This window comes from Paenibacillus tyrphae, from assembly GCF_000722545.1.
Taxonomy (GTDB): Bacteria; Bacillota; Bacilli; order Paenibacillales; family NBRC-103111; genus Paenibacillus_G; species Paenibacillus_G tyrfis.
On the sequence record NZ_JNVM01000006.1, the window covers coordinates 137,234 to 158,213 of the forward strand.

At 58.0% G+C, this 20,980-nt stretch carries 11 protein-coding genes; 2 read left to right on the forward strand and 9 right to left on the reverse strand.

Features of this window, described 5'->3' with window-relative positions:
- Positions 1-19 precede the first annotated feature (19 nt).
- The 4 genes from pdxR to ET33_RS07620 all read right to left on the reverse strand — a co-directional run bounded on the left by pdxR (position 20) and on the right by ET33_RS07620 (position 7,949).
- Positions 20-1,456, reverse strand: coding sequence for a MocR-like pyridoxine biosynthesis transcription factor PdxR (pdxR, locus tag ET33_RS07605; RefSeq protein WP_036678834.1), 1,437 nt, complete (start codon positions 1,454-1,456; stop codon positions 20-22).
- Positions 1,457-1,651: 195 nt separating this feature from the next.
- Positions 1,652-4,408: an adenylate/guanylate cyclase domain-containing protein gene (locus ET33_RS36285; protein ID WP_051775171.1), complete on the reverse strand. Its 2,757-nt coding sequence runs from the start codon at positions 4,406-4,408 to the stop codon at positions 1,652-1,654.
- Positions 4,409-4,425: 17 nt separating this feature from the next.
- On the reverse strand, positions 4,426-6,222 hold the full coding sequence (locus ET33_RS36290) for a stalk domain-containing protein (RefSeq protein ID WP_051775172.1): 1,797 nt from the start codon (positions 6,220-6,222) through the stop codon (positions 4,426-4,428).
- 2 nt (positions 6,223-6,224) lie between these two features.
- Positions 6,225-7,949, reverse strand: a complete 1,725-nt coding sequence (locus tag ET33_RS07620; protein WP_036678837.1) for a TolC family protein — start codon at positions 7,947-7,949, stop codon at positions 6,225-6,227.
- A gap of 197 nt (positions 7,950-8,146) precedes the next feature.
- Between ET33_RS07620 and ET33_RS07625 the strand changes: the two genes are divergently transcribed.
- Entirely contained in the window at positions 8,147-8,533 is a 387-nt protein-coding gene (locus ET33_RS07625; RefSeq protein ID WP_036678841.1) for a DUF4280 domain-containing protein, read from the forward strand.
- 15 nt (positions 8,534-8,548) lie between these two features.
- On the forward strand, positions 8,549-10,069 hold the full coding sequence (locus ET33_RS07630; protein WP_036678845.1) for an MORN repeat-containing protein: 1,521 nt from the start codon (positions 8,549-8,551) through the stop codon (positions 10,067-10,069).
- Positions 10,070-10,134: 65 nt separating this feature from the next.
- Here the strand turns inward: ET33_RS07630 and ET33_RS36295 are convergent, their stop codons facing one another.
- From ET33_RS36295 to ET33_RS07655, 5 genes are all read right to left on the reverse strand, one after another.
- Positions 10,135-11,715: a hypothetical protein gene (locus ET33_RS36295; protein ID WP_051775173.1), complete on the reverse strand. Its 1,581-nt coding sequence runs from the start codon at positions 11,713-11,715 to the stop codon at positions 10,135-10,137.
- A gap of 120 nt (positions 11,716-11,835) precedes the next feature.
- The gene (locus tag ET33_RS07640) at positions 11,836-13,527 is read right to left on the reverse strand and encodes a hypothetical protein (protein ID WP_051775174.1); all 1,692 of its coding nucleotides are present in this window, start codon (positions 13,525-13,527) and stop codon (positions 11,836-11,838) included.
- Between the two features lie 28 nt (positions 13,528-13,555).
- Positions 13,556-15,622, reverse strand: a complete 2,067-nt coding sequence (locus ET33_RS07645; protein ID WP_036678848.1) for a phage tail protein — start codon at positions 15,620-15,622, stop codon at positions 13,556-13,558.
- Between the two features lie 19 nt (positions 15,623-15,641).
- Entirely contained in the window at positions 15,642-17,897 is a 2,256-nt protein-coding gene (locus ET33_RS07650) for a putative baseplate assembly protein (RefSeq protein WP_036678850.1), read from the reverse strand.
- Positions 17,898-17,917: 20 nt separating this feature from the next.
- A complete protein-coding gene (locus ET33_RS07655) occupies positions 17,918-20,971 on the reverse strand; it encodes a putative baseplate assembly protein (RefSeq protein ID WP_036678853.1) in 3,054 nt (1,017 codons plus the stop codon).
- Positions 20,972-20,980 lie beyond the last annotated feature (9 nt).

Below are 20,980 nucleotides of genomic sequence, written 5' to 3' on the forward strand. Positions count from 1 at the left end.
ATGAAGATTTTGTTAATTATCAGGTCTTGGGACTCATCCGTTCCACGCCCTGCCTGAGCTGCTCTTCGGACAAATGCGGAAAATTGAAGTACGCTCCGTACCTTACCCCCGTTTCCGTCTCGACCCGCGCTTCCGACCAACGGACGCCGTGGGCCTCGCAGGCTGCCCGGTAGTCCAAGTATTCGCTTTCCGTCCCCAGCCACCAGCCGAAAATATGAAGTCCCGCGTCGCTTTCGACAAACCGGAACCGGTCCGACAATTCGCTCGTGAGTATTTGCATGAACAAGGCAAACTTGCGGCTGTAGATCCGCTTCATCCGCCGCAGATGCCGCTCGTACTCCCCGGAAGCCATAAAAGCGGCCAGCGCCTTTTGCTCCAGCAGGTTGGCCGGGTGCGGCTCGTACAGCGCCTGGGCGCGGACGAACGGCTGCACGAGCGAAGACGGCAGCACCGCGTAGCCGATGCGGACGTCGGGAAGCAGCGTCTTGGTGAAGCTGCCGACATAGACGACGCGCTCCTCGCGGTCGAGCGTCTTGAGCGGCTCCAGGCTTTTGCCGCGGTGGCGGAACTCGCTGTCGTAATCGTCTTCGACGATGACGGCTTCGCACTCGTACGCCCACCGCAGCAGCGCCTGCCGCCGCTCCAGGCTCAGCACCGCCCCCGTCGGAAACTGCCGCGTCGGCGTCACGAACAGCGCCCGCGCCTCCCAGTCCGCGGGCACGATCCCCTGTGCATCGACCTCCGCGTCGATGCACTGTCCTCCGGCGGCCCGGATCGCCCGGCGGATGCCCGCGTAGCCCGGCGTCTCGGCGACAGCCGGCTCGCCCGGTTCGACCAGCAGCTGCGCGAGCAGCGCAAGCGCCTGCATCGAGCCGGCCGTGACGGCGATATGCTCGGCCTCTACGGCGATGCCGCGGGCACGACGCAGATAGCGGGCGATGCCTTCGCGCAGCGGCCCGTAGCCTTGCGGCGGGCACTCCCCCCGGTCCGCGCCGGAGGCGGTCAGCTCGCGCACCGCGGCGTACAGGCAGCGGTTCCACGCCTCGCGGGGAAAAGCGTCGAGGTCCGGCGCGAAGCAGTCGAAATCGACGTCCATCCGCGGCACCATGCGGCCGCGGGGCGAGGTCGATTCAAGCCGCTCCCCCCAAGCCGACAAGCGGTAAGACGCCTCCGGACGGGCCGCGTCCGGGTCGCCTTGCCCCTCCTTGCGAAAAGCGACGTAGGTGCCACTTCCGGGCCGGCACTGTAAATAGCCCTCGGAGGCCAGCATCTCGTACACCTGGTTGACCGTCCCGCGCGAGAGCCCGTACAGTCCAGCCAGCTCCCGGGTAGACGGAAGCCGCAGCCCGTAGGCGAGAACCCCTCCGGTTACCCCGTCGTGCAGCGCATGGTAGAGCGCCAAAAGCTTCGTCGGGTATCTCTCGAGATATGCGTGATAAGCGATATGGAAGTGCATTTCGGATATCATCCTTTCAAGCCGAAAAGTTCGTTTCCTGTAAGTGGTCCAATAAAAAAAGTCTAAATTGATGACTTTCCATTGTCAATGTAACAAAAAAAAGAAACGGCCGGGCTCCTATGCCCGCCGTCTCTTAACTGCATCCCCCCGCCTTTCAGTTGTCTCAATCTATAAACCCGAATCCCGCCTATTCGATCAGCTTAGAGTCAGCGTACCGTCCCAATCGGCAGGCGCCCCGTTCTGGAAGTAGTCGTCGCACAGATAAAAATACAGCCGGGCCGCTTGATCCCAGCGGTTGCGTCTGATGATCTGCAGGAAAGCCTCGCGGGCATCGTAAAATCGTCCGTTCTGATACCATTCGACGGCCGCTTCAAAAGCGGCCCGGGTCTCCTCCTTCAACTTCCGTACCTCGGCCCGGTCCCCCTCATAAACATCGTAGAGCCGGACCGCGCGATCCTCGCCGTAAGGAAGCACCCGCCCGAGCGAGCGGATGGAAAATTCCGCGGGATTCGCAAGCTGCTTGTAAAATGCCTCCGTGATCAGGACGGACACCCCGAGCTTGTCGGTCAGGGCTTCGAGCTGCTCCGTCCGGTTCACATGCTCGGAAATGACCCCTCCCTCCATCCGCTTTTCCTCCCCGATGACCCCTAGCATAACCGGGCCGTGATGAATGGCGATTCCCATATCGATCGGCGCTTTGCCGGCGCTTGTCCGCTCGTCGTTATATTGTTCGAGCACCTTCCTCATCTCCGTCGCCGCTTTCAAAGCCCGATCGGCTTGCGACGGAAACAACGCCAGAAAACCGGCTCCCAAATATTTGCTGACGAAGCCGTCCTGATGGCGGATGACCGGACCGAATCTTTTCAAATAAGCGTTAATAAGGTTGAAATTTTGCTCCGGCGTCAAATCGCGTGAAAACCGGTAAAAGTCCCGCATATTCGCAACCAGAATGCTCATCTCCCGCTGCACCTGATCGCCCAGATGCACGTCCACAATGCTCTCTTTGCCGATAAACTTCAAAAACTGCTGCGGGACAAAACGGTAGTAAGCCTCGCTGAAGCTGGTGATTTCAGCGATGTAATTCCGGATATGGACCGCCATCATATTGAAGCGGTCTCCCAAGTCCGCAAGCTCGTCCCGCGAACGGATATCGACGGCCGCCTCCCATTTCCCGCCCGCAATTTCGTTGACGCTGGCACGCAATCGGCGGATGGAGATCGAGATCGACAAGGCGATGGCGCTGAATAAAAGCAAAATAACCAGCGTAATCAACCCCATATTGCGGATGATGACCAGCTTTAAGTCCTGATTGTGCTCTCTGAGGCCATTCGCATCCTTGCCCGTTTCATAAACCCCGACCATTTTCCCGGAGGAGTTATACACGGGACTGAGCGCATAAATCCAATACCCTCTGGAGTCGTCCGTCGAGCCGGTAACCGCCTTCCCCGTCTCGATGACCTGCCGGTAATCCGGCGTCAGCTCCATCGGCCGGAACATCGGCACGCTGCTGTCATCATCCATGACGATAAACAGCTCTCCATTCTCCAGCTTGTATAAGGTCGTATACTGCCCCTCGCGTTTGCCGCCCAAGGACCCGTACAGGGCCGATAGGCTGCTGCGAATCGTGCGGTAATCGCCGTTCATGTAATCCAGCGGAGAGTTCAGCTTCTCCAATTCGTCGCCTTTGACGAAATAATTGCTTCCGGCGGCAACGAGCAGGAAGTTATTTTCCACCTCATGCTCCAGCTTCTCCGACACTCTCTGGTAAACCGCCTCCGACAACCAGAGCATGGAAGCGACGACAATCGGCACAAAGGCGATCAGGAATTTGAGCATCAGCGGCACCTTCCGGTTCAGCAAATGAACATAAACGAACCGGTGCAGCCAAATGACCAGCGCCAGCTCCACCAGTGCCAGAAACCAGAATAAGTACCCCAGGGCCGTATCTCTTGCCGTATAGGCAAAGGATGAAAAAGATTCCGCAATCGCCCCGTCCCGGTCCCTCTTCACGAACTGGTTCTCGGTCACGGCAAAAATGCCGCCGTTGGGCGATGCATAGACGTGCAGCAGCGTTCCCAGCTTGCCATAACCGGCTTTGTCAAAAAGCGTCTGATTCAGCAGCGATTCGACGATATATGGCTCCTGCGGATCAAGCCGGCTGATATCGTTCAACTGCTCGTTGATAAACACAAGACGGTGCTGCGCATCGCCCCGCAAGGACAAGGCAATGTCGCGGGCCGTTCTGTCCATTCCCGACAGCGGATACACTAAGCGGGAGTCTCCATTCGGAAGAACCTGGAATATCCGGTCTTTTTTCGTCGAGTAAAATCGGCCCTCCGGACTTACGCCCGCCGCATCGGCCGGTAATTCGCCGGTTGGAAGTGTCGTACGGAACACTTCCTCGCCGGTACCGCCGTTCAGAGGCAGCGCATGCAGAATGATGGAATTGCCGTCCAGGATGTAGTAGTACAGGCGGTTGTCCTGCACCGTCAACGACCGGATCTTCCCGACGCGGAGCATTGATTCGGTAGAGGTGTCGTAGCGGTATTCGGCCAATGTGCTCACGTCGCTTCCGGACGCGCTGATTTTGACGATATTCTCCCCGGTCACGTACAGGCCGTACGGATCGAGCCGCGTTTTCAGCACATAGACGCTGCCTTCGTCGTCGGCCGCCAAGCCGTTATATTGATTCATTCCGCCCGATGCATCCTTGCTTACCGAGTGGGTGTACAAAATGCTGCCGTCCTTATCCGTCTTAATAATCGTGCGTTTGGATTTGCCGATGAAATACAAACGGTCCGCTGAATCCGCGGTCACCTTGAATATGCCTTCGAACGCCAAGGAGCGGTCCCAGGGAAGAAGAGCGACGCCTTGCCCCGCCGTGCGGTACAGCCCCCAGCCCGTCAATACAATGGCTGCGGCAAGCAGTAAAAGGAATAATTTTTTGTTCATCCGCTATGGTTTCTCCCCTATTCGTCGAAGCCGTCGATCCGAATGGCCGCAGACGGCTCATGCCAAGTCACGCCAAGCCCCAGACCTTCGGCCACAAATCGCAGAGGAACCATCGTTCTTCCTTCGACGAGCCGGGGAGGGGAGTCAAGCGTGACGGGCGTTCCGTTAAGATAAGCTTCCGGACGGTCCACTCGGCAGAACAGAACCGCTCCGGCTTTACTGATCGTGACGGTCCGATCTTCATCGTTCCAGACCACGAGCGCGCCGAACGCCTCGGATACGGGACGGATATGGATATAGGCGGCCCCGTCGATCCGTACGGGCGGCATCTCGAACTTCAGGGACACGGTATCCGTCAACAGGTTTTCAACCGGCAGAGGGACGACTTGCCCGGCCGACGCTGTGCCAATCTGCTCCGCCAACTGTTCCAGCGCCTTGTATTCGTCCGCGGTATACAGGCTTTTCTCCAAAGCCTTCAGCTCGGTTATCAGCTCCGAAGCGACCTTACCCGCCGCTTCTCCCGTGACGGATTCGATGAGATTCAATTGAAGAAACAGCTCCCGTTTCTTCGCGCCAGTCAACTGCTTCCGCAGCTTCGTCAGCGCCGCTTCCAGCTCCTGCTGTGCTGTCCCGCTCTGGCCGCTCGCGGCGGTCTCCAGTTTCACCATCGCTTCTTCCAACGACTCCCGCTTCTCCGCCAGTCCGCTGTCGATCGCTTTCCGCTGCACCTCCACGCCGGCCCATTGTGCCAGCAGCTTCGCTTCCATCGCCGTATCTCTAGCGGCCGACGCCTCGGCCAACTGCTTCGCCAGCGCAGCGGCCTGATTGGTCAGCTCCGCTGTCAGCAGAGCTTTAGCCTGCTGCTTCTCCGCCTCCAGGGCGGCTTGATTGGCCGCAGCCTGCGCCTGCAGCTCCGCGGTCAGCTGCGCATTGCCGGACTTCGCCGCCGCTCCGGCCAGTTGCTCCAGCTCCGCCTGTTTCGCCTTAAGCGCTTCAAGCGCGGCTGCTGCTGATGCGGCATCCTTAGGCTGCCCGAGGGGACCTGCGGCGGCCGTCGAAGCTTTCAGCTTCGCTTGCAGCTCCTCCGCGAGCTTCGTGTCGCCTGCCGCCTCCGCCTGCTTCAGCTGCGCCTCCAGCTTCTTCCGCTCCTCGCCGAGCGTGTCCCCCAGCGCGCTGGCTTTTGTCTGCAGGTCGGCCAGCGCCTCCATAGGATCGCCCATCCGCCCGAGCAGCTTTTGGGCTTCCTCCTGATTTCCTCCGGCCAGCGCCTCAAGAAAAGCTGCGCCCGCTTCGAGACGGTTCTGCTCCAGCGACTGCTGCGTCGCGGCGTTCGGCTTGTTGTCCTGAACGGCGGTCTGGCCGTCCTTCTGCAGCTTGTCCGCCTCCTTCTTCAACTGCTCGATCTGCTTGGCGAGCTCGTCTGCCGTCAGCAGGCTGTGTATTTGGCCTTGACCGTCGATCCAAATCTCCAGCTTTAGCTGATCGATCAGAGCGGCCGGTACCGCCTTCTTCCCCTTCGGGTCGGCGATATCCCGGAATTCCGCGCTGCGGGACAAGTCGAACCAAGCCCCGTCCGCAAACTCCGACTTGTAATACGTCCCCTGTCCGGACGACTTCATCGTCGTCTTTGCGGCCGCGAAATTTTGCTTCGTCAGCGCATCTTTATGGATGAGATACGTTCCGACGATCAGATACCCCGGCTTGTCCGCCGCTTCCGGCGGCAGCTTGGCGTCTGCCGGCAAAGCCCCTCCGGTCAGCGCGACCGCAAACGCGAACGCGGCTGCAAGCCATTTTGTGCCGTTTGGACCGTGCATGGCTACTCCCCTTTTCCTTTAAGCATGACCGGCAGCGCCCCCGAAGAACCATACCCGTCCGGAACGGCTTCCGCGATCACCTCGGCATCTTTATAGAACTGCACCTTCAACCCGCTCATATCGGCAAAGACGACTTTCAAATGCATCAGCTTCCCGTCCAGAGGAACTTTGCCGCCAATTGGACGACCGTCCTTCGTGAGCAGCGCAAAGGCGGTTGCCCCCAGCTCCTTTGGCACTTGGACGGTCAGCTCGCCGGTGACGCCTTCGACCGCGTCTTTCACGGTCCATTTTCCGCTGAAGGTGCGTCCTCCGGCCGGTTCAGACGGCTGCTCCTTGATCGGCTCCAGGCCGTCGTCAATAGCCAGATAAGGAAGCGTTCCCGGCTTCCAGGCCGAATCGAGCGCGCCTGCAGAGACGACGTTCATCGCCGACAAGGCGCTCTTGTAAGCGTAGTACCCGGATATCGCCCCCTTTTGCGCTTCTTCCGAAGCCTGGCTCGCTTTCTCGAATTCGTCATCCTTGATCCAGCCGACGGCGTGCTTTTTGCTTGCCGCTTCTAGCTCGTTTTTTCGCGTGTCAACCTGCTTTAAAGCCTGCGCATAAGCTTCCTCGGCCGTCTTGGCGTCGAGGTACGACTTTTTCACTTTGTTGATCAGCTTTTTGCGGGTGTCCTGTTCCTTCAGCCGAGCTTTGTCCGCCTCCAGCATCGACACCGGAAGCGAATACGGCGCGTCGTCGAAATAACGCAGCCCATCATATTCCCCTTGCAGCACGACTTTCGGCAAAGGCAAGATGATCGGAACGATAGGAACCGGGATCAAGAAAATCCCCTCCCACTTCCGCTTGATCTCGCCGAGCAGTCCGTCGTAGTTCGCCATGAACAGCTCGTAATCCATCTCCGGGGCGGAATATATCGCTTCGATCAGCCGCATGTCCTTCTCGCCGAATTTGGCGGAATACAGCTTGCGGGTCAGACGGACCTTTTCCTCGGCCATTTTCCTGGTTTCCGTATCTTTATACAGCTCGAAATCATGCTTTTCCGCATGAGCGATAAACTTCCACATTTGCTCCTGCGTAAGCACGACGTAATCGGGCTTCGCCTCCGCCGTGAACGCCGATTCGGGATCGATGCCCAGCTTCTCCCCGAGCTGCAGCTTGGCCGATTTAATCGCCAAACGGGCGACCTTCAGCTCGGATTGCGCGCGATCCAGAGCTTCCTTCTGCTTATCCGCCTCTTCTTGTCCGGCAGCTCCGAACTTCAGCTTCGTCTCCAGCGTGGTCAGCCGCTTTTGGGCCTGCGCCCATTTTTGCTCCAGCAGCGCTGCGTTATCCGCCGCCTGAAGCATCGTGAAAACCAGCTTCTCCACCTCCGAGCGCAGCTGCAGCTCCTTGCTCGCCAGCTCCCGCTTGGCCTCGCCCAGCACCTTGCGCGCTTCCGGAACCTTAAGGCCGATGCCCAAATCTTGAGCTAAGCTGTGCGGCTTCGCAAGCAGGCTGCTGTCTTTTTCGCTCTGATTCGCTACGGCGCCCTGCGCTTGCGTCAGTTCTATCGTCTTGGCTTGAATCAGAAGGCGGGATTGTGCAAGCTCCCCCGACTCTGCCGCTGCCAGCTTTAACGCTTCCTCAAGCGTAATTCGCCGCTCTTCCGCCAGTACGCCTGAAGGCATCAGGCCTTGTACGATCACCGCCGCCATAAGCGCGACGGCTGCTTTTTGCAGCTTTCTCAAAGAATCCTCTCCCGCCTATCCGTATCGACACGATTCGCCATTCTTTTTTCCACCATGCCTCCATACTACTATAAATTTCCAACCACATCCATTTTGTTCTAAAAATGTCGAACTTTCGTTGCCTGCTTCAGGCGAGTATAGTAGTATGAAAGTAACGAAGCAAAGCGACCTTACAAAACAAAAAGGGGTGCGGCAAGATGGGACAACTTGTATGCGGAGGGGCGACGATCCGGTGCAGCTTCGGCAATGCGCCGGCTTCCCTTCAGGTATTGCCGGCGAACCGTGTCACAACCTCCATGCCGGTTGCCAACATTATGGACAACAAGCCGATGGTCAACGTGCTGCCTTTCGGCATGTGCAGCTCTATGGCCAATCCGCAGGTCGCTGCGGCCACGGCGGCCAATTTCGGCGTCATGACCCCCATGCCCTGCGTACCCGTGACTGCTGCGCCATGGGCGCCAGGCTCTCCAACCGTTCTTATTGGCAATATGCCCGCCCTGAACAACAGCTCGAAGCTCGTTTGTTCCTGGGGCGGATTGATCGAGATTGCGGTTCCCGGACAAGCGACCATTCAAGTGCCATAGAAGGAGCGACAAGTAGTGATTGAAACGATGATCAAGCCGTTTATCGCCCCGCTGAAGCAAACGGCCGCTCTGCCGAAGCTGGCGGTCAAGAAAGCGGCCGACGCCTGCAAAACGATTCTGACCGCCAAGGAAGTCACCAAGCAAAGCTACGTGCCGATCGGCAATTACTATGTGCAAAAGAAGCTGATCGTCATTGTGGCGCTGGTCCTGCTGGCGCTCGTGTATTTCATCTGGATCAAGCCCCCGGCCTTCGTGAGCCGCATGTTCGGATTCGTACCGACCTTTCATGAGCAAACCGGAACCCCTCTCACCTATACCGGCAAAGCCAAAGTTTTCGATCAAGCCGGCTGGTTCAAATACGAAGGGGAGCTGAAGGACGGCGTCTTTCAGGGCCCCGGGAAGCTGTATGATCCCAAGGGGAGACTGAACCGGCAAGGGGAGTTCGACAAAGGGCAGCTTGCATCCGGCGAAGAGCTCGGTCCCGACGGCACGCTGCTGTACCGCGGAGGCTTTGCCGAGGGACTGTATTCGGGCACGGGCACCCTGTTCCACCCGAACGGCAAAATCCGCTACCAGGGCGAGTTTCAAGCAGGCATCCCCGCAGGAAGGGGCAAGGCGTTCGACGCGAACGGCAAAGTCATGTACGAAGGAAGCTTCACCGGTGGCCTCTACGCGGGAGACGGTACCGAATATAATTCCGACGGCGCCGTGAAATACCAGGGACAGTTCCTGGCGGGAAAATATAACGGCGCAGGCAAGCTGCTTGCCGAATCGGGCTCGGTACTGTACGAAGGCGGATTCACTAACGGATCGTACTCCGGCGAAGGCACGGAGTATTTCGGAACGGGATCGGCCAAGTATAAAGGCGCATTCATGGCAGGCCGGTACAGCGGAACCGGACAAGCCTATTACGAAAACGGAAACCCGAAATACAGCGGGGACTTTGTCGCCGGCGTGTACAGCGGGAACGGAGAGGCCTTCTCCGAAAACGGCCAGCCGCTTTATAAAGGAAGATTCGCCGGCGGACTGTACGACGGATTGGGGCAGCTGCTCGGCAAGGACGGAAAGCCGACATACCTTGGTTTCTTTCGGCAAGGCCAGCCGGATTATACCGCCTTTCTGGGGATGACCGGGGCCAAAATCGAAGAGCTGCTCGGTAAAGCGCCGGAAACAATCGTCGTCGACACCCCCGACGGAACACCGGAGCTGCTTATGAGCTACCGCAATTACCGGATGGCGTTTACCGTGAAATTATCGCAGTCCGATCCTCAAACCACCTATATTGCGGCTGTGAAGCTGACTGACCCGGATACGATCGAAGCTCTGGCGGCGAGCTTTGAAGAGCGTTACCGAAAGCTCGTCAAGGACGATCCGAAGCAAATCCTGCTGGCAAAAACAAGCCTCAGCGTATCGCCGGACGAACGAGACATTTATATCGCCGATTCGTATGTTTACCGTTTCCTTTACAGCCCCACCCATACGCTGAAAGAACTGGAAGTGTCCGGCGGTCAAAAAGCGGAGAAAACGAAGCACTAGCCCGGCTTTCTCCGCTTGGCTGCTTTTTTTGGTTCAAAGTCGCCGTCCATGCCCGCGTTCCTTCATTAGACTCGCATATCGTCCTCTTCTTCGTCGTCCGCCAAGAAGCCCGGCTCCATTTCATCTTCATCCTCAAAGAAGCCCTGTTCTTCTTCCTCCATCGTGAATTCTTGTTCCTCTTCGTCATCCATGGCAAAGCCCTGTTCCTCTTCCTCTATCAAGAAAATTTCTTCCTCTTCGGCTTCGGCCGTGAGACTCCGTTCATCCTCGTCCATTTCTTCCTCCGATTCGGACTCGTCCACATCCGATTCCGAGTCGGTATCAATGTTGTAAGAGAACTTGGGCACGTGATTCGGGTCTTGGTTCATCTCTTCTTTTTCCGACTTCGGAATACTGGCGTACGTTCTCGGGATGAGCCGGTTAATCATATCCGCATTCGCTTCGATATCGTATCCGTGAGTTGCCGCCTCGCTCATCCATCCCGGGCCGCTGCGCTCCGGAATGTGAGGACATTTGTCCATCCAGTCGTCGTTGCCGGCCTTGTACTCTGCGTAGTTAGCCATCATACAGATCAAGCAAGGGCGCTTCAAGCCCTTCACATGCCCCGATCTAAACTTCTCGTCATCTTTCAAATGTTTTTTGATCCGCCGCTCTGCATGAAGGTCCACGTTCTTCTTGCCCTGCTTCTCCGTCTCCATCGCTACGATCGGCTCGGCGTTAAGGGCATCCGACAAATGAGCGTACTCCTCCGGCAGTTCATCCTGCAAGAGACGCGCCTTGATTTTTTCCAGATGCCGGACGACTCGTTCCTTCACTTCAGGGAGCATTCCAGGAAATTTTTCGGCTTCGGTTTCTTCGTATTCCTGCACAATGTTCTCCAACAATTCCTTCGTGCTTAGCCCGGTCTCATTCACCTTTTTCTTTTTGTTTCTCCTGACGAAATGTCGCTTATTCCGATTCTCGTTCGCAGCGAGATAAAACCGGTCATCGTCAAACAGTCCGGCTTGAACCTCTTGGGTTTTCCCTTTGAGCTTGAAGTAGAAGGCGGAGGAGATCCAGCGCAGCACTTGATCCGTCCGGTTGTTCTCATAGCTTTTCGGTGGAATTAAGGATTCCGCATTATTATTGTACAAGTCGTTGACGCTGACGTGCTCCTGATGCGAGCCCGCATTTTTCTCAGCCGTATCTGCAAACTTCACAGGAACCTTGTGAATTTCCCCGGCGGCCAAGCTAACGTTCGAATTTTCCCATTTGGAGTCGGTTAGACCTTGATTTAATTTAGCTTTGACTTTCTTGAAAAAAGCCTTCTTCTGCTCCAAACGTCTTTTGGCCGCTGCGGATTGCTGCTCCCTCCGTTCTTCTTCGCTCAGCTTCTTGGATTTGATCACTTTCTTTTTCTTTTTTTTCTGTTCCGTATCGTCTTCGTCTTTTGATTTTTTCCTTTTCGTTCCTTTCTTGGACGTGTCGGATGCTTCCCCTTTCTTCCCCATAAGCTGCAAGACCGCTTGGTTCCCCAAGCTTCTCTGGAGCTGCATCATCGCTTGCAGGGGCGGAAGCATAGACCCGGCTCCCGTTCGGGTCCTGACTTGATCGTATTCCGCCGCAGGGTCGGCTGTTCTATGTGCAATCGTCGGACGAATGGGCATTGGAGCCTCCTCGCTTTCTCGCTGTTTGATGCAATCCTCCGCCGTTCGGGAGGCCTTTTTCCATGAATGCAGATGCCTTCCCTCACCGGGGCTTTGTCTCCTCCGATCTATAAGCGCCGCTTATTTACTATCCGTCCCGGCTGCCGCTTCGCGCTCGGAAAAGGATAGGTCGGCTGCGGCCGCCTGCTGCGCCGTATCCTGGCTGCTGCGCACCGCCCACCATCTCAAGCGCAAGCTTGAGCCTTCGGCCGGAGACAGCAGCTTCAGCCCGATCCGAAACGATCCTCTTCGCGGATAGACGACCGTCCCTACGGATACTTTGGGCAGACCGATATCGTAATCGCTTCCCTGAAACACATCGGAAGCCCCGTAAAATACGCTCTCGTTCACGTTCAGAAGATCCGGAATCATATCGTTATCGGCAACCTCCAGGCCGACCGTAACCATCACCTGCCCTGGCCCAAGACCGTGGCTGATCTCATCCGTATAATAGCTCCGCTCCTGCTTGCCGAACGAGATCATGCCGCTTTTGACGATCCCCCCGGCCAGAGGAAGGTCCACGACGCCGGTGCCGATCTCTTCTTGTGCGGACTTCTGCTGCGGCATTCCTAACGTGAAGTCAAAATGGCCCTTGTCCGCCCGGTAGCCGACGGAGAACTGCGGCGGCTCGTCCGCTTCAAGCTGCCGTACGGAGGCGCCGGCCGTAAACGCCGCCCCGTCGCTGCCGCCCCCCGGCAAGCTGCCCGTTCGCCTTGCCAGTATGCCCAGCAGAGGCGAATTTGCGATCAGCTCGTTAAACGGCAGCGGCGTCACATGGTCGATGACGTAGCTTGGGCCCATCTGCAGCAGGCTGATTTTGGCCAGCACGACCTCCGGCTCCGCCGGCGAGCCCAGCGCCTCGTCCATCGATCGGGCGGCATAGGCCTCCCACAGCTTCTCTTCCGTATCCGCGACAATTTCAATCGTCTGCGAGCAAGCGGACTCCACCTGAATACGCCGGTCGCCGATCGTGAGAACGGCCGTGCCGGGCCTCGAACCGAAATCTCCTTTTTCCCCGGCGCTCCCTGCTGCCCTTACCGACCAACGGACGACGAAATCGTCCGATTTATTGTCTGCAGGCACATCGACCCGGATTTTGCCGGCGGTTGCACAATCGGGATCCTCCACCAATGGAAAAAGCCCGCCGAGTGGTTCGTACTCAACTGTAATCGGCGGCGTTTGCAGTGTTTTCTCGATCCGAAGCCGGGCTTCGAACGTCTCGCCCTCTGTCACGTAACGAGGCACGGTTTGCAGCACCCGAACGTGCCCGTCATCGTACAGGACGGCGGTCGCCAGCGCAAACTCGTTCCACTCGAATTGCGCGGGCTCCGGCGCGTTTTCCCGGATGAACAAGCGATACCCTTCCACCACCCGGTTATATTCGCTGATCTCATCCGGGCGGGCCGAGCTGTTCGCCACCGCATGTACGGGCTCCTTGCCCTTCTCGTCATATGCGATGCAGAGGTATACGTTTTTGGCATAGTCGTTATTGTTGAACCCCTCCATCATCGAGAGCTTGAGCGTCACCGGGGAGGAAACCGTAATTTCCCGCCCGAGGCCGTCCAGCGCGAGCCCGGACTGCACCGATACCGACTTGTCGTCCACCGCGACCACCTGCAGGCCCGCCACTACGCCGCTTCCGAACAGCAATCTGTTCAACAGCCGCCGCTTGTCGTTGAAATATTTTTGCTCGGATTCGAAATCTCGGACCGTCAGCAGCTTGCCGTAAAAGTACCGGTTGCGTTCAAACGGAAAAAACCTGGACTTTTTCATGCTCCGCTTCCTCTTTCATCATTTAATGTTATTCAAGCTCCGAATCGAGACCGAGTCTCGTATGAATGTCCATGCGGTTGTCGCGCTCCACATCAATCAGCACCGTATGATAAGGCAAGGTGGCGCGCCGGTCCAGCTTCAACCAAGACGGCTCGGCCAGAGTCGTATTGATGCCGAGATACGTATGCATATCCATATTCATCCACGGCTGCAGCACAACCAGCTTGACCTCCGTAAAGGCGGGCTTCTGGGCGTCCAGCAGCTGCTGCAGCACATATTTTTGTTTATCCGAAGCGGCATGCTCCGGCTTCACCACAACGCAGAACGTGTAAGGGTCGTCGCTGTAGAGCCGGCTCGCGGTTTCGCGGAACTCGGCATTTTCCAGCAAGTGCCGGATTTGAAAATGCTCGATAATCATCGGCGCCTCGCCCGTGTAAATCTCCACCATCCGCGATATGGCCGCCCGGGTTCCCCGGAACCGGTACAAGTCGGGGGCTTCGCGCATCCACAATCGCAGCTGCTGTTCCGTCCAATGCTCATCCGGCGAAAGGCCCAGCCACGAGGCAAGCCACCGCAGGTAAGGGCCGTCCGTCGCATCCGGGTCGAAATAGCGCGCGATTCCGGCGATCGTCTCGTCCGTCTCCTCCATAAAGGTAGCGAACAGCGATAAATAGCGCTCCAGAAAGCTCCGGCTCTTCTCGTCCTCTTGATACACGGCCGGAAGATAAGATAAATAGGACATGCGCGGATCGTAAATGCGAAGCTTGCGAAGCAGCGGGGAAGCCGTTTCGCTGCCGATCCACTCCAGCTTCAGCCATAAGTAGCGCCCCTTCGCCGACACCAGCAGCGCATCCTTCGGATTCGTTAACGTATGCGTCCACAGCGGTTTCAAAGCATCCAGCTTTTCCTCGGCTGGAACGGCCGGATCCGCAATATATTGATCCAGATCTAGTACGCGTCCGCCGAGCGCCACCGTTTTACGGTCGGAGGCGAACCAGGACAGACGCAGCTGCAATCCCTCTTCGATGTCTGCATCCAGCACCGCTTTATGCCATTCGTTCTCGCTGCGGATGCTGTCCAGAGAGCAGGAGATCCACGTTCCTTCGTAGCGGCCATTCCCGCAGGAATTCGTGCGTGGCAATAGCTGCAGCACGGTGACGGTTTCTTCGGCGCGGTTCCAGGCATAAAGCTGTCCACTCGCATTCGTCAGCAGCTTGTTGGACCGCCCGTGGTACGAAGCGATCGGCCGGACGGTGCATTGTTCTCCGGACATTTCAGCCCGGAGCAGGGAATGCCGGTTTTCGTCGGCCGCTTCGCCCGAGGCGTTCCCGATAAACAAGCCGCCTCGCCCGTCCATCGCGATGCCCGACGGCCTCGGCAGCCGGACGGCTTCGGTGAGCCACTCCGGCTCGCTGCCGTCCGGCAGGCAAAACAGCCGCCCCGTCCTAGTATCCAGCAGCCAAACGGTCCCATCCTCCGTCCCTGCCAGTTGAAACCGGCCACGCAACGCTTCCATTCCGTTAGGGAGCACCCGATCCGGATCGATCTCCGTTTCCGCCAGCAGTTGGCCTGAGAAACCAAGCCTTAATAAGACAAGCCTGCTGCCATCCACAATGGCGAGCACCAGAAACTGCCCGTTCGCCTGGGCTGCGCCCAAGGGATACAAGCTTTCCCCGCGGTAGTCGCTGTAGCTCCATACCGCTTGGCTGTTGCCGGCATGAAAGGCAATAAGCGGCGTGTCGCCATGGGGATCTGCGGCCAGCACCGTATCTCCTACGGCCGCCAAGTATGCGGAGGAGGTGAATGTGCCGTGTCCTTCGCGAAGCAGCGGCTCCAGAAGGCGGTTGTCCGGATCGTACAGCCACAGGGCGGCAGACTTATCGAGCAAATAAATGCGGTCCTGCCGGCCCGGAGCTATATCTGCGATCGCTCCGGGCCCTCCGCCTTCCCATTCCGTCAATGAAATTTTCGCCGCAATGCCGTACTGCTCCGTTTGCTTAAGCACAAGTCCGGCGGAATCGATGCTGACGTTACAGGTCATTCCCCGTTTCCAATCCGACGGCTTGTTCAGCGAAAAAAAACGGAAAGGTCCCATCATGCGCCCTCCCCTTTTATTACAGCTCGGTCAAGCTGATCAATTCGATGTCGTGCTCTCCGGAATATACGAGCCCGTACGGCGGGATTTGAATATCGCCGTCGGCATCTTTATGAAATCCTTTGCCTTCGGCCGAAATCCATAAATCCTGAATGTAGCTGACCCCTGGAATCCGATTGATAACGCCGTAGATGTCTCCCTTGTACACGGTCCGTCCGAAAGCCCAGCCGCTCGTTCCGTCCTTGTTGTCGAAAGGCTGAAGCAGTCGGGTCAGCTCCCGGATAACGACATCAGCCTCGTCCTTGAACGAAGGCTCTACCACGATAACGGCATGTACGCTAATCTCAATATATTCCGGTGGCAAAATTTGAATGTCCGTCGTAATCATCCGGCGTTTGTCCAAATACCGTCTCACCGTTTCCATAAACCCACGGCTCGGCATCGGCTTCGGCGATTCGCTGTAGGGCACCACCACGACGGAAAGGGCCGCCGGCGACCGGTCCGCAGGATATTGCTTCAGCCCTTTGCGGAATAAAGGCAGCGCCCGCGCTCTGGCCACGCGAAGTCCCGGCGTATTCAGCACGATCCGCTCCACGTCCTCCGCCGTCACGGCGGTTGCAGGCTGCTGCAGCTCCGTTCTCACTCTCAGCTTAGACTCTTCCAGCGTTTCCGGAGCGCAGCCGCCCGCAGCGACCGTCCGGTTCACGGGGCGCACAAGCTCCACCTCCGGCCACGGCTCGGCGAAACGCTGAATCAAGGCGGCGTTAATATTCCCGGACACGCCTTCGGTTGAACGAAGGGACATCACAACGATGTTCAGTTCGTCGGACGGCGGAGGCGCCATCCCTTTCTCGTTGTCGCCGAAAAGGACGATGCCGGTCAGCGGATCGAGAAGGAAATGCCGGTCGTCCGGACCGGACCGGTCGAAGTCGTCGACCCGGTGCCAGTCATACCACAGCCATTCCCGAGATACGGGGTCTTTTTCTCCGATTTGAAGCCGGAACGCTTCGACAACGACGGAAGCGCAGGGCAGCTCGAAGCGCTGATGAGGCAGCCCGTTTCCCGCGCCGATGTGCCGCTGATCGCGAAACCGCCCATTATGGCAAATGACCCTTATCCGTCCGATGCCGTCCGGCGGCGCTTGTCCGCCTGCATCTTCCCCGAAAGCGATCCGGACCGTCTTGCTCCCAACGTTTCGGCTTAAAGCGTAAACTTTCCGTTTATCCTCCGGAACCGCAGACGACAGATCGCCGGCCTCGCTCCATTCCTCCCACTCCCCCTGGGCCTCGGTGCGCACTTGAATCCGTACCGCGCCAAAAAAAGCCAAATAATGGCTGATTTCCAGCGATTGTCCTTGCACGCTCCTTCCGTCCCAATCGAACTCCTCCATCAGACTCCATGTGTCGTGCTGGAAGGCCGTCACCGCATTGAACGCCACATGTTCGATCTTAGGCGGCAGCTCAAATCCCGCTTCGACGACCTCGCAGCAGATCCAGTACCGCTCCCGGTCCGTCGCCGGCCCGATGACTTTCGGCTGCATAGGCCGCTCCAATCGGAATAACAGCTTACCGCTTTGCGACAAATGATTCGTCTCGTCTCGCCGCAAATTGACCGGCTGCCAGTTCGCAGGACGGTCCTCTCCACCGTCACCGAACATCCGCCACGTCAACATGGCTGAAGGAATGCGTTCCCTTTCGGTATCCTGCACCGGAACGATAGGGTAGTTCTCATATAACCGAATGGACAGGGTAAGCAGCTGATTCGTCGGCAGCGGTTCGGTGAACCCGATGTACAATCGACTGCCCGCTTCCCCCTTGGCCCCGAATGCCGGAAACGATACGTTGCGCCCTTCGTTCGAGGCGGTATAGTCGAAATAACCGGAGTCGGTCGCGACAATCAGCTTATCCGGGATGGCGGGAACGAGCAGAAGCGGCTCTGACGTCTCGAAGATCAGCCCGCCCGCCGACAGCTTGGTTCCGCGGGGAAGCTTAGATTTCTCGTCGACGCCTTCGAAATGAACTTCCACCGAAGCCGGCACCGCTCCCCGGGGCTTCACGCCAAGCAGCTTGAGAAATTTCAGCTCGTTGGCTTCGGTGACCCGGTTTAAGTAATACTGCTGCATCTCGATAAGCCAAGTCAGCATTTCGAGCATCGTCATGCCCGGATCATGCGCGTTCTCGTCGGTCCATGCCGGATAAAGCGCAGGGATTTGCTTCCGGGCCGCTTCGACCATATGCTCGTACATGCGATCATCCAAATTCGGCAGCTTGAGCATGCTTGTTCCCCTCCCGTCCCTTACACGATCTCGATAGCCAGCTTATGGATGCCTTCGGTGACGATGCCGTGCGGAATCAGGGACATGTTCTCCGGCAGCAGCTCCGTGCGCTCTCCGTCCTCCAGCTTCGTTACCGTCATGGTCAGACGGTCGACGTGATGGATCGACCCGATGGATTTCAGCAGCGCGTAGAACATGGACAGGTGCAGCGGCTTGCCGATTTCCCACCCGTTTCCGTTCAAGCCCCCAACCAGCGGGTGCAGGAACCGGCTGATTTTGCTCAGCGCCTGACTTTCAGCCGCAGCCGCTTCCTCCATGCTTTTCACAGCCAATACCGCTTGCACGCCGATCTCCAGCCAGGCCGGCCCGATCACTTGAATGCTGCCCGGAAAAGCCGTCGGATAAGCCGCACGCTCCCGGAGATAGCTCTCGACCCGTTTCTTCAGCTCGATAAAAGGAGGCCCTTCGTAAAAGCCCGTTTTCGGCAGGATAACCAGTGTAACGCATCCCATGTCTTTCTCCATGCGGGCGTTGCGACCGGGCAGGCATTTCACCTTGCCGATGCCCGGATAAGCTTCCCGCGCGAGCCATTCGTAATCTTCCGCGGTCACCGCGCGCCCCCGGTGCTTGACCAACTGCGGTCCGCGTTTCAGCGCCTCCTGCAGCGATTCGGGCTCGCAGCCGCCGGAAGCGGGCTCGTGATTCACGACGTTCTGGATGAAGGCAATGGACGTTTGCAATTGGTTGATCGTCAGCCGGTCCAAATTCCCCCGTTCTCCCCCGCCGGTTTTGTAATTCACCTTGATCCGTTCGATATCCGAATTTGGGAGACGCTTCCCGTGAATCCCGTCCCCAAAATAGATCCGGCCGGTCGAACGATCTATCCGGTATTGCCGGTCAGACGGACCCGAAGCGAGGAAATTTGCCACCGGCTCGTAGCGGACCCAGCACTTCAGCACTTGCCCTTCCGAATCCCGCACGATGTCCGCCCGGCCTTCGGCGAGCTCCAGCTCGGCCAGCTCTTCCTTGGCCAAATGCCCGGTTTCGTCCACCCATACTTCCTCCGAAATGACCGGCGTGCGGGCCAAGACGACGGCGGACGTTTCGTCCGGGAAATCATCGGAGGGCGCCACCTGCGGCGTTTCCTGCTCGACCGTCTCCTGCTGGATCGCCGCCACGGTGTTCAAATGGACCCCCAAGATTAACGGACAAGGGCTCGGCGGGCTGTCCGAATCGAACCTCGCGTCCTTGTTCACCGCGCGAATCCAATACCGATCCCGGCCCCACACCCGAAGCTTCGCCAAATCGGCCGGTGAATAGAAAAGAACCGTTCCGCTTTGCATAAACCCGTTCGTGCCGTCCGTTGTCTTCAAGGGACGCCAGTTTCCTTCCCCCGCCCCATACTCCCATTCGATCAGCGGGATGTCGCCGGACGCCGCTTTTTGCATCAGCACGGAAAAATAAAAACTGATCGGTCCGCGGACGGGAGCCCGGTCAAAACCGAAATAAACGGCCGGCTTGCCGCCCTCCGGCAGCCGGAAAGGAGCAAAGGGACGCCCGCTGCCCCCGGTTTGTCCGGAGTAGTCCCCGCTCTCCGCATTGTTGCGGGTCCAGCACGCTTCAGGCGGGTAGAGCGGCTCGTCGTAAGCGTATTTCAGGCGGACCTGGTCGATCCACGGAGACAAATAGAGCGGGTTGGCCGAATACAAATGCTCGATATGCAAAATCCGCGCGCGAATCCAATAGTTCCATTCCGAGTTGACGAACGTCTGCTCCAGATCGGCCGGACATATAAAGGCAAACTCCGCACGGCCCTCCACAGGATGATAGAACAGCGTTTCTGCCGCTGCCGGAACGGGCAACCTCACCCAAGCGGAACCGTTCCAATATTCCCATACGACGCGGGTGATCGAAACTTGATCGGGGATATCGACCTTGTCCACATCTTTCTTCTTCATAATCGGCTTCCAGTCGATGTGCGGCGGCTTCTCCGGGATCAGCCGATGCTCTCTGCGCGATAAACGGAAGCTGACCGTTATTTTGCCGCCCCGCTTGCTGAGCGGTTCCGCGCATGCGGCATAAAACGTCCCGAACGGCGCGAACAGATCTCCGAACGGATAGCCGCCGCCCGAATCGATCTGGATATCGCCGAAATACATCCGCTCCGGCGCGATTCCGCCGTCGCCGTGCAGGTCCGCATAATCCGCCTTGATGCGCAGTCCGTCCAGCTCCAGCTCCGCTAGATCCGGGGTGCCCGAAGCTGCGCCGAGCGAACGAACCTTGCACCGCAGCCATCTTCCGGCGCCTTCCTCCAGCTCCGTTTCCTCCCAAGGGGCAAGCGTGCGTTTGGTCAAAATCAACCGGTTTCCCCGGCTTTCCGCCTCGTCGAACGGAACCCAAGCCCCGCCCGAAAAATAGCTCCACGTCACCGCCCCGCTGTCCGCCAAACGTTCCGATAAGGCAGCCTCTTTGAATCGTTTCAACGAATGCGTCAGCTCCAGCTCAATTCTCGCTCCATGCTTCAGCCTGAACAAATGATCGTGCTTCAGAAGCAGGCTGTGTTCTTGCACGTCGCCTTCTGTCCCGAACCGGAACAGCGCCGCCGGCTGCTCCTCTCCCGAGGGAGCGTCAAGCCGGACGATCCGGTCGTGGCGAACGCTGACATTGTACATGTCCGTAAGCCGGGCGGGCGTAACCATGACGGAATGCGCCGTTTCGAAGATGACCGGTTCTCCGCCTTCGGGGGGCGTTCCGGCCACCTTCGTCCCTTTGGGCACCGGAACGGTCTCCTGCGCTCCCTCGCTTAAATAAAAGGTCAGGTAGCTTTTAGCCGGAAGGGAGGACTGCTGGGACACATCCAGCATATTGAGGAAAGCGACGAAATTTTTATGCGGCACTTGATTGAGCCTAGAGATATTGTCCCCCAGCATCCGCGCGAACAGAAGAAACAAAGCCGTTCCCGGATCGGGGTCCTCCGGCGTGAATCTCCATTCGGGTGTATAAAAAGGTGTCATCTCCTGCATTTGTCGAATCAACGCCGGGACATCCCGGGCGTCGATCGGAGGAACCCGCATCCGTGAACC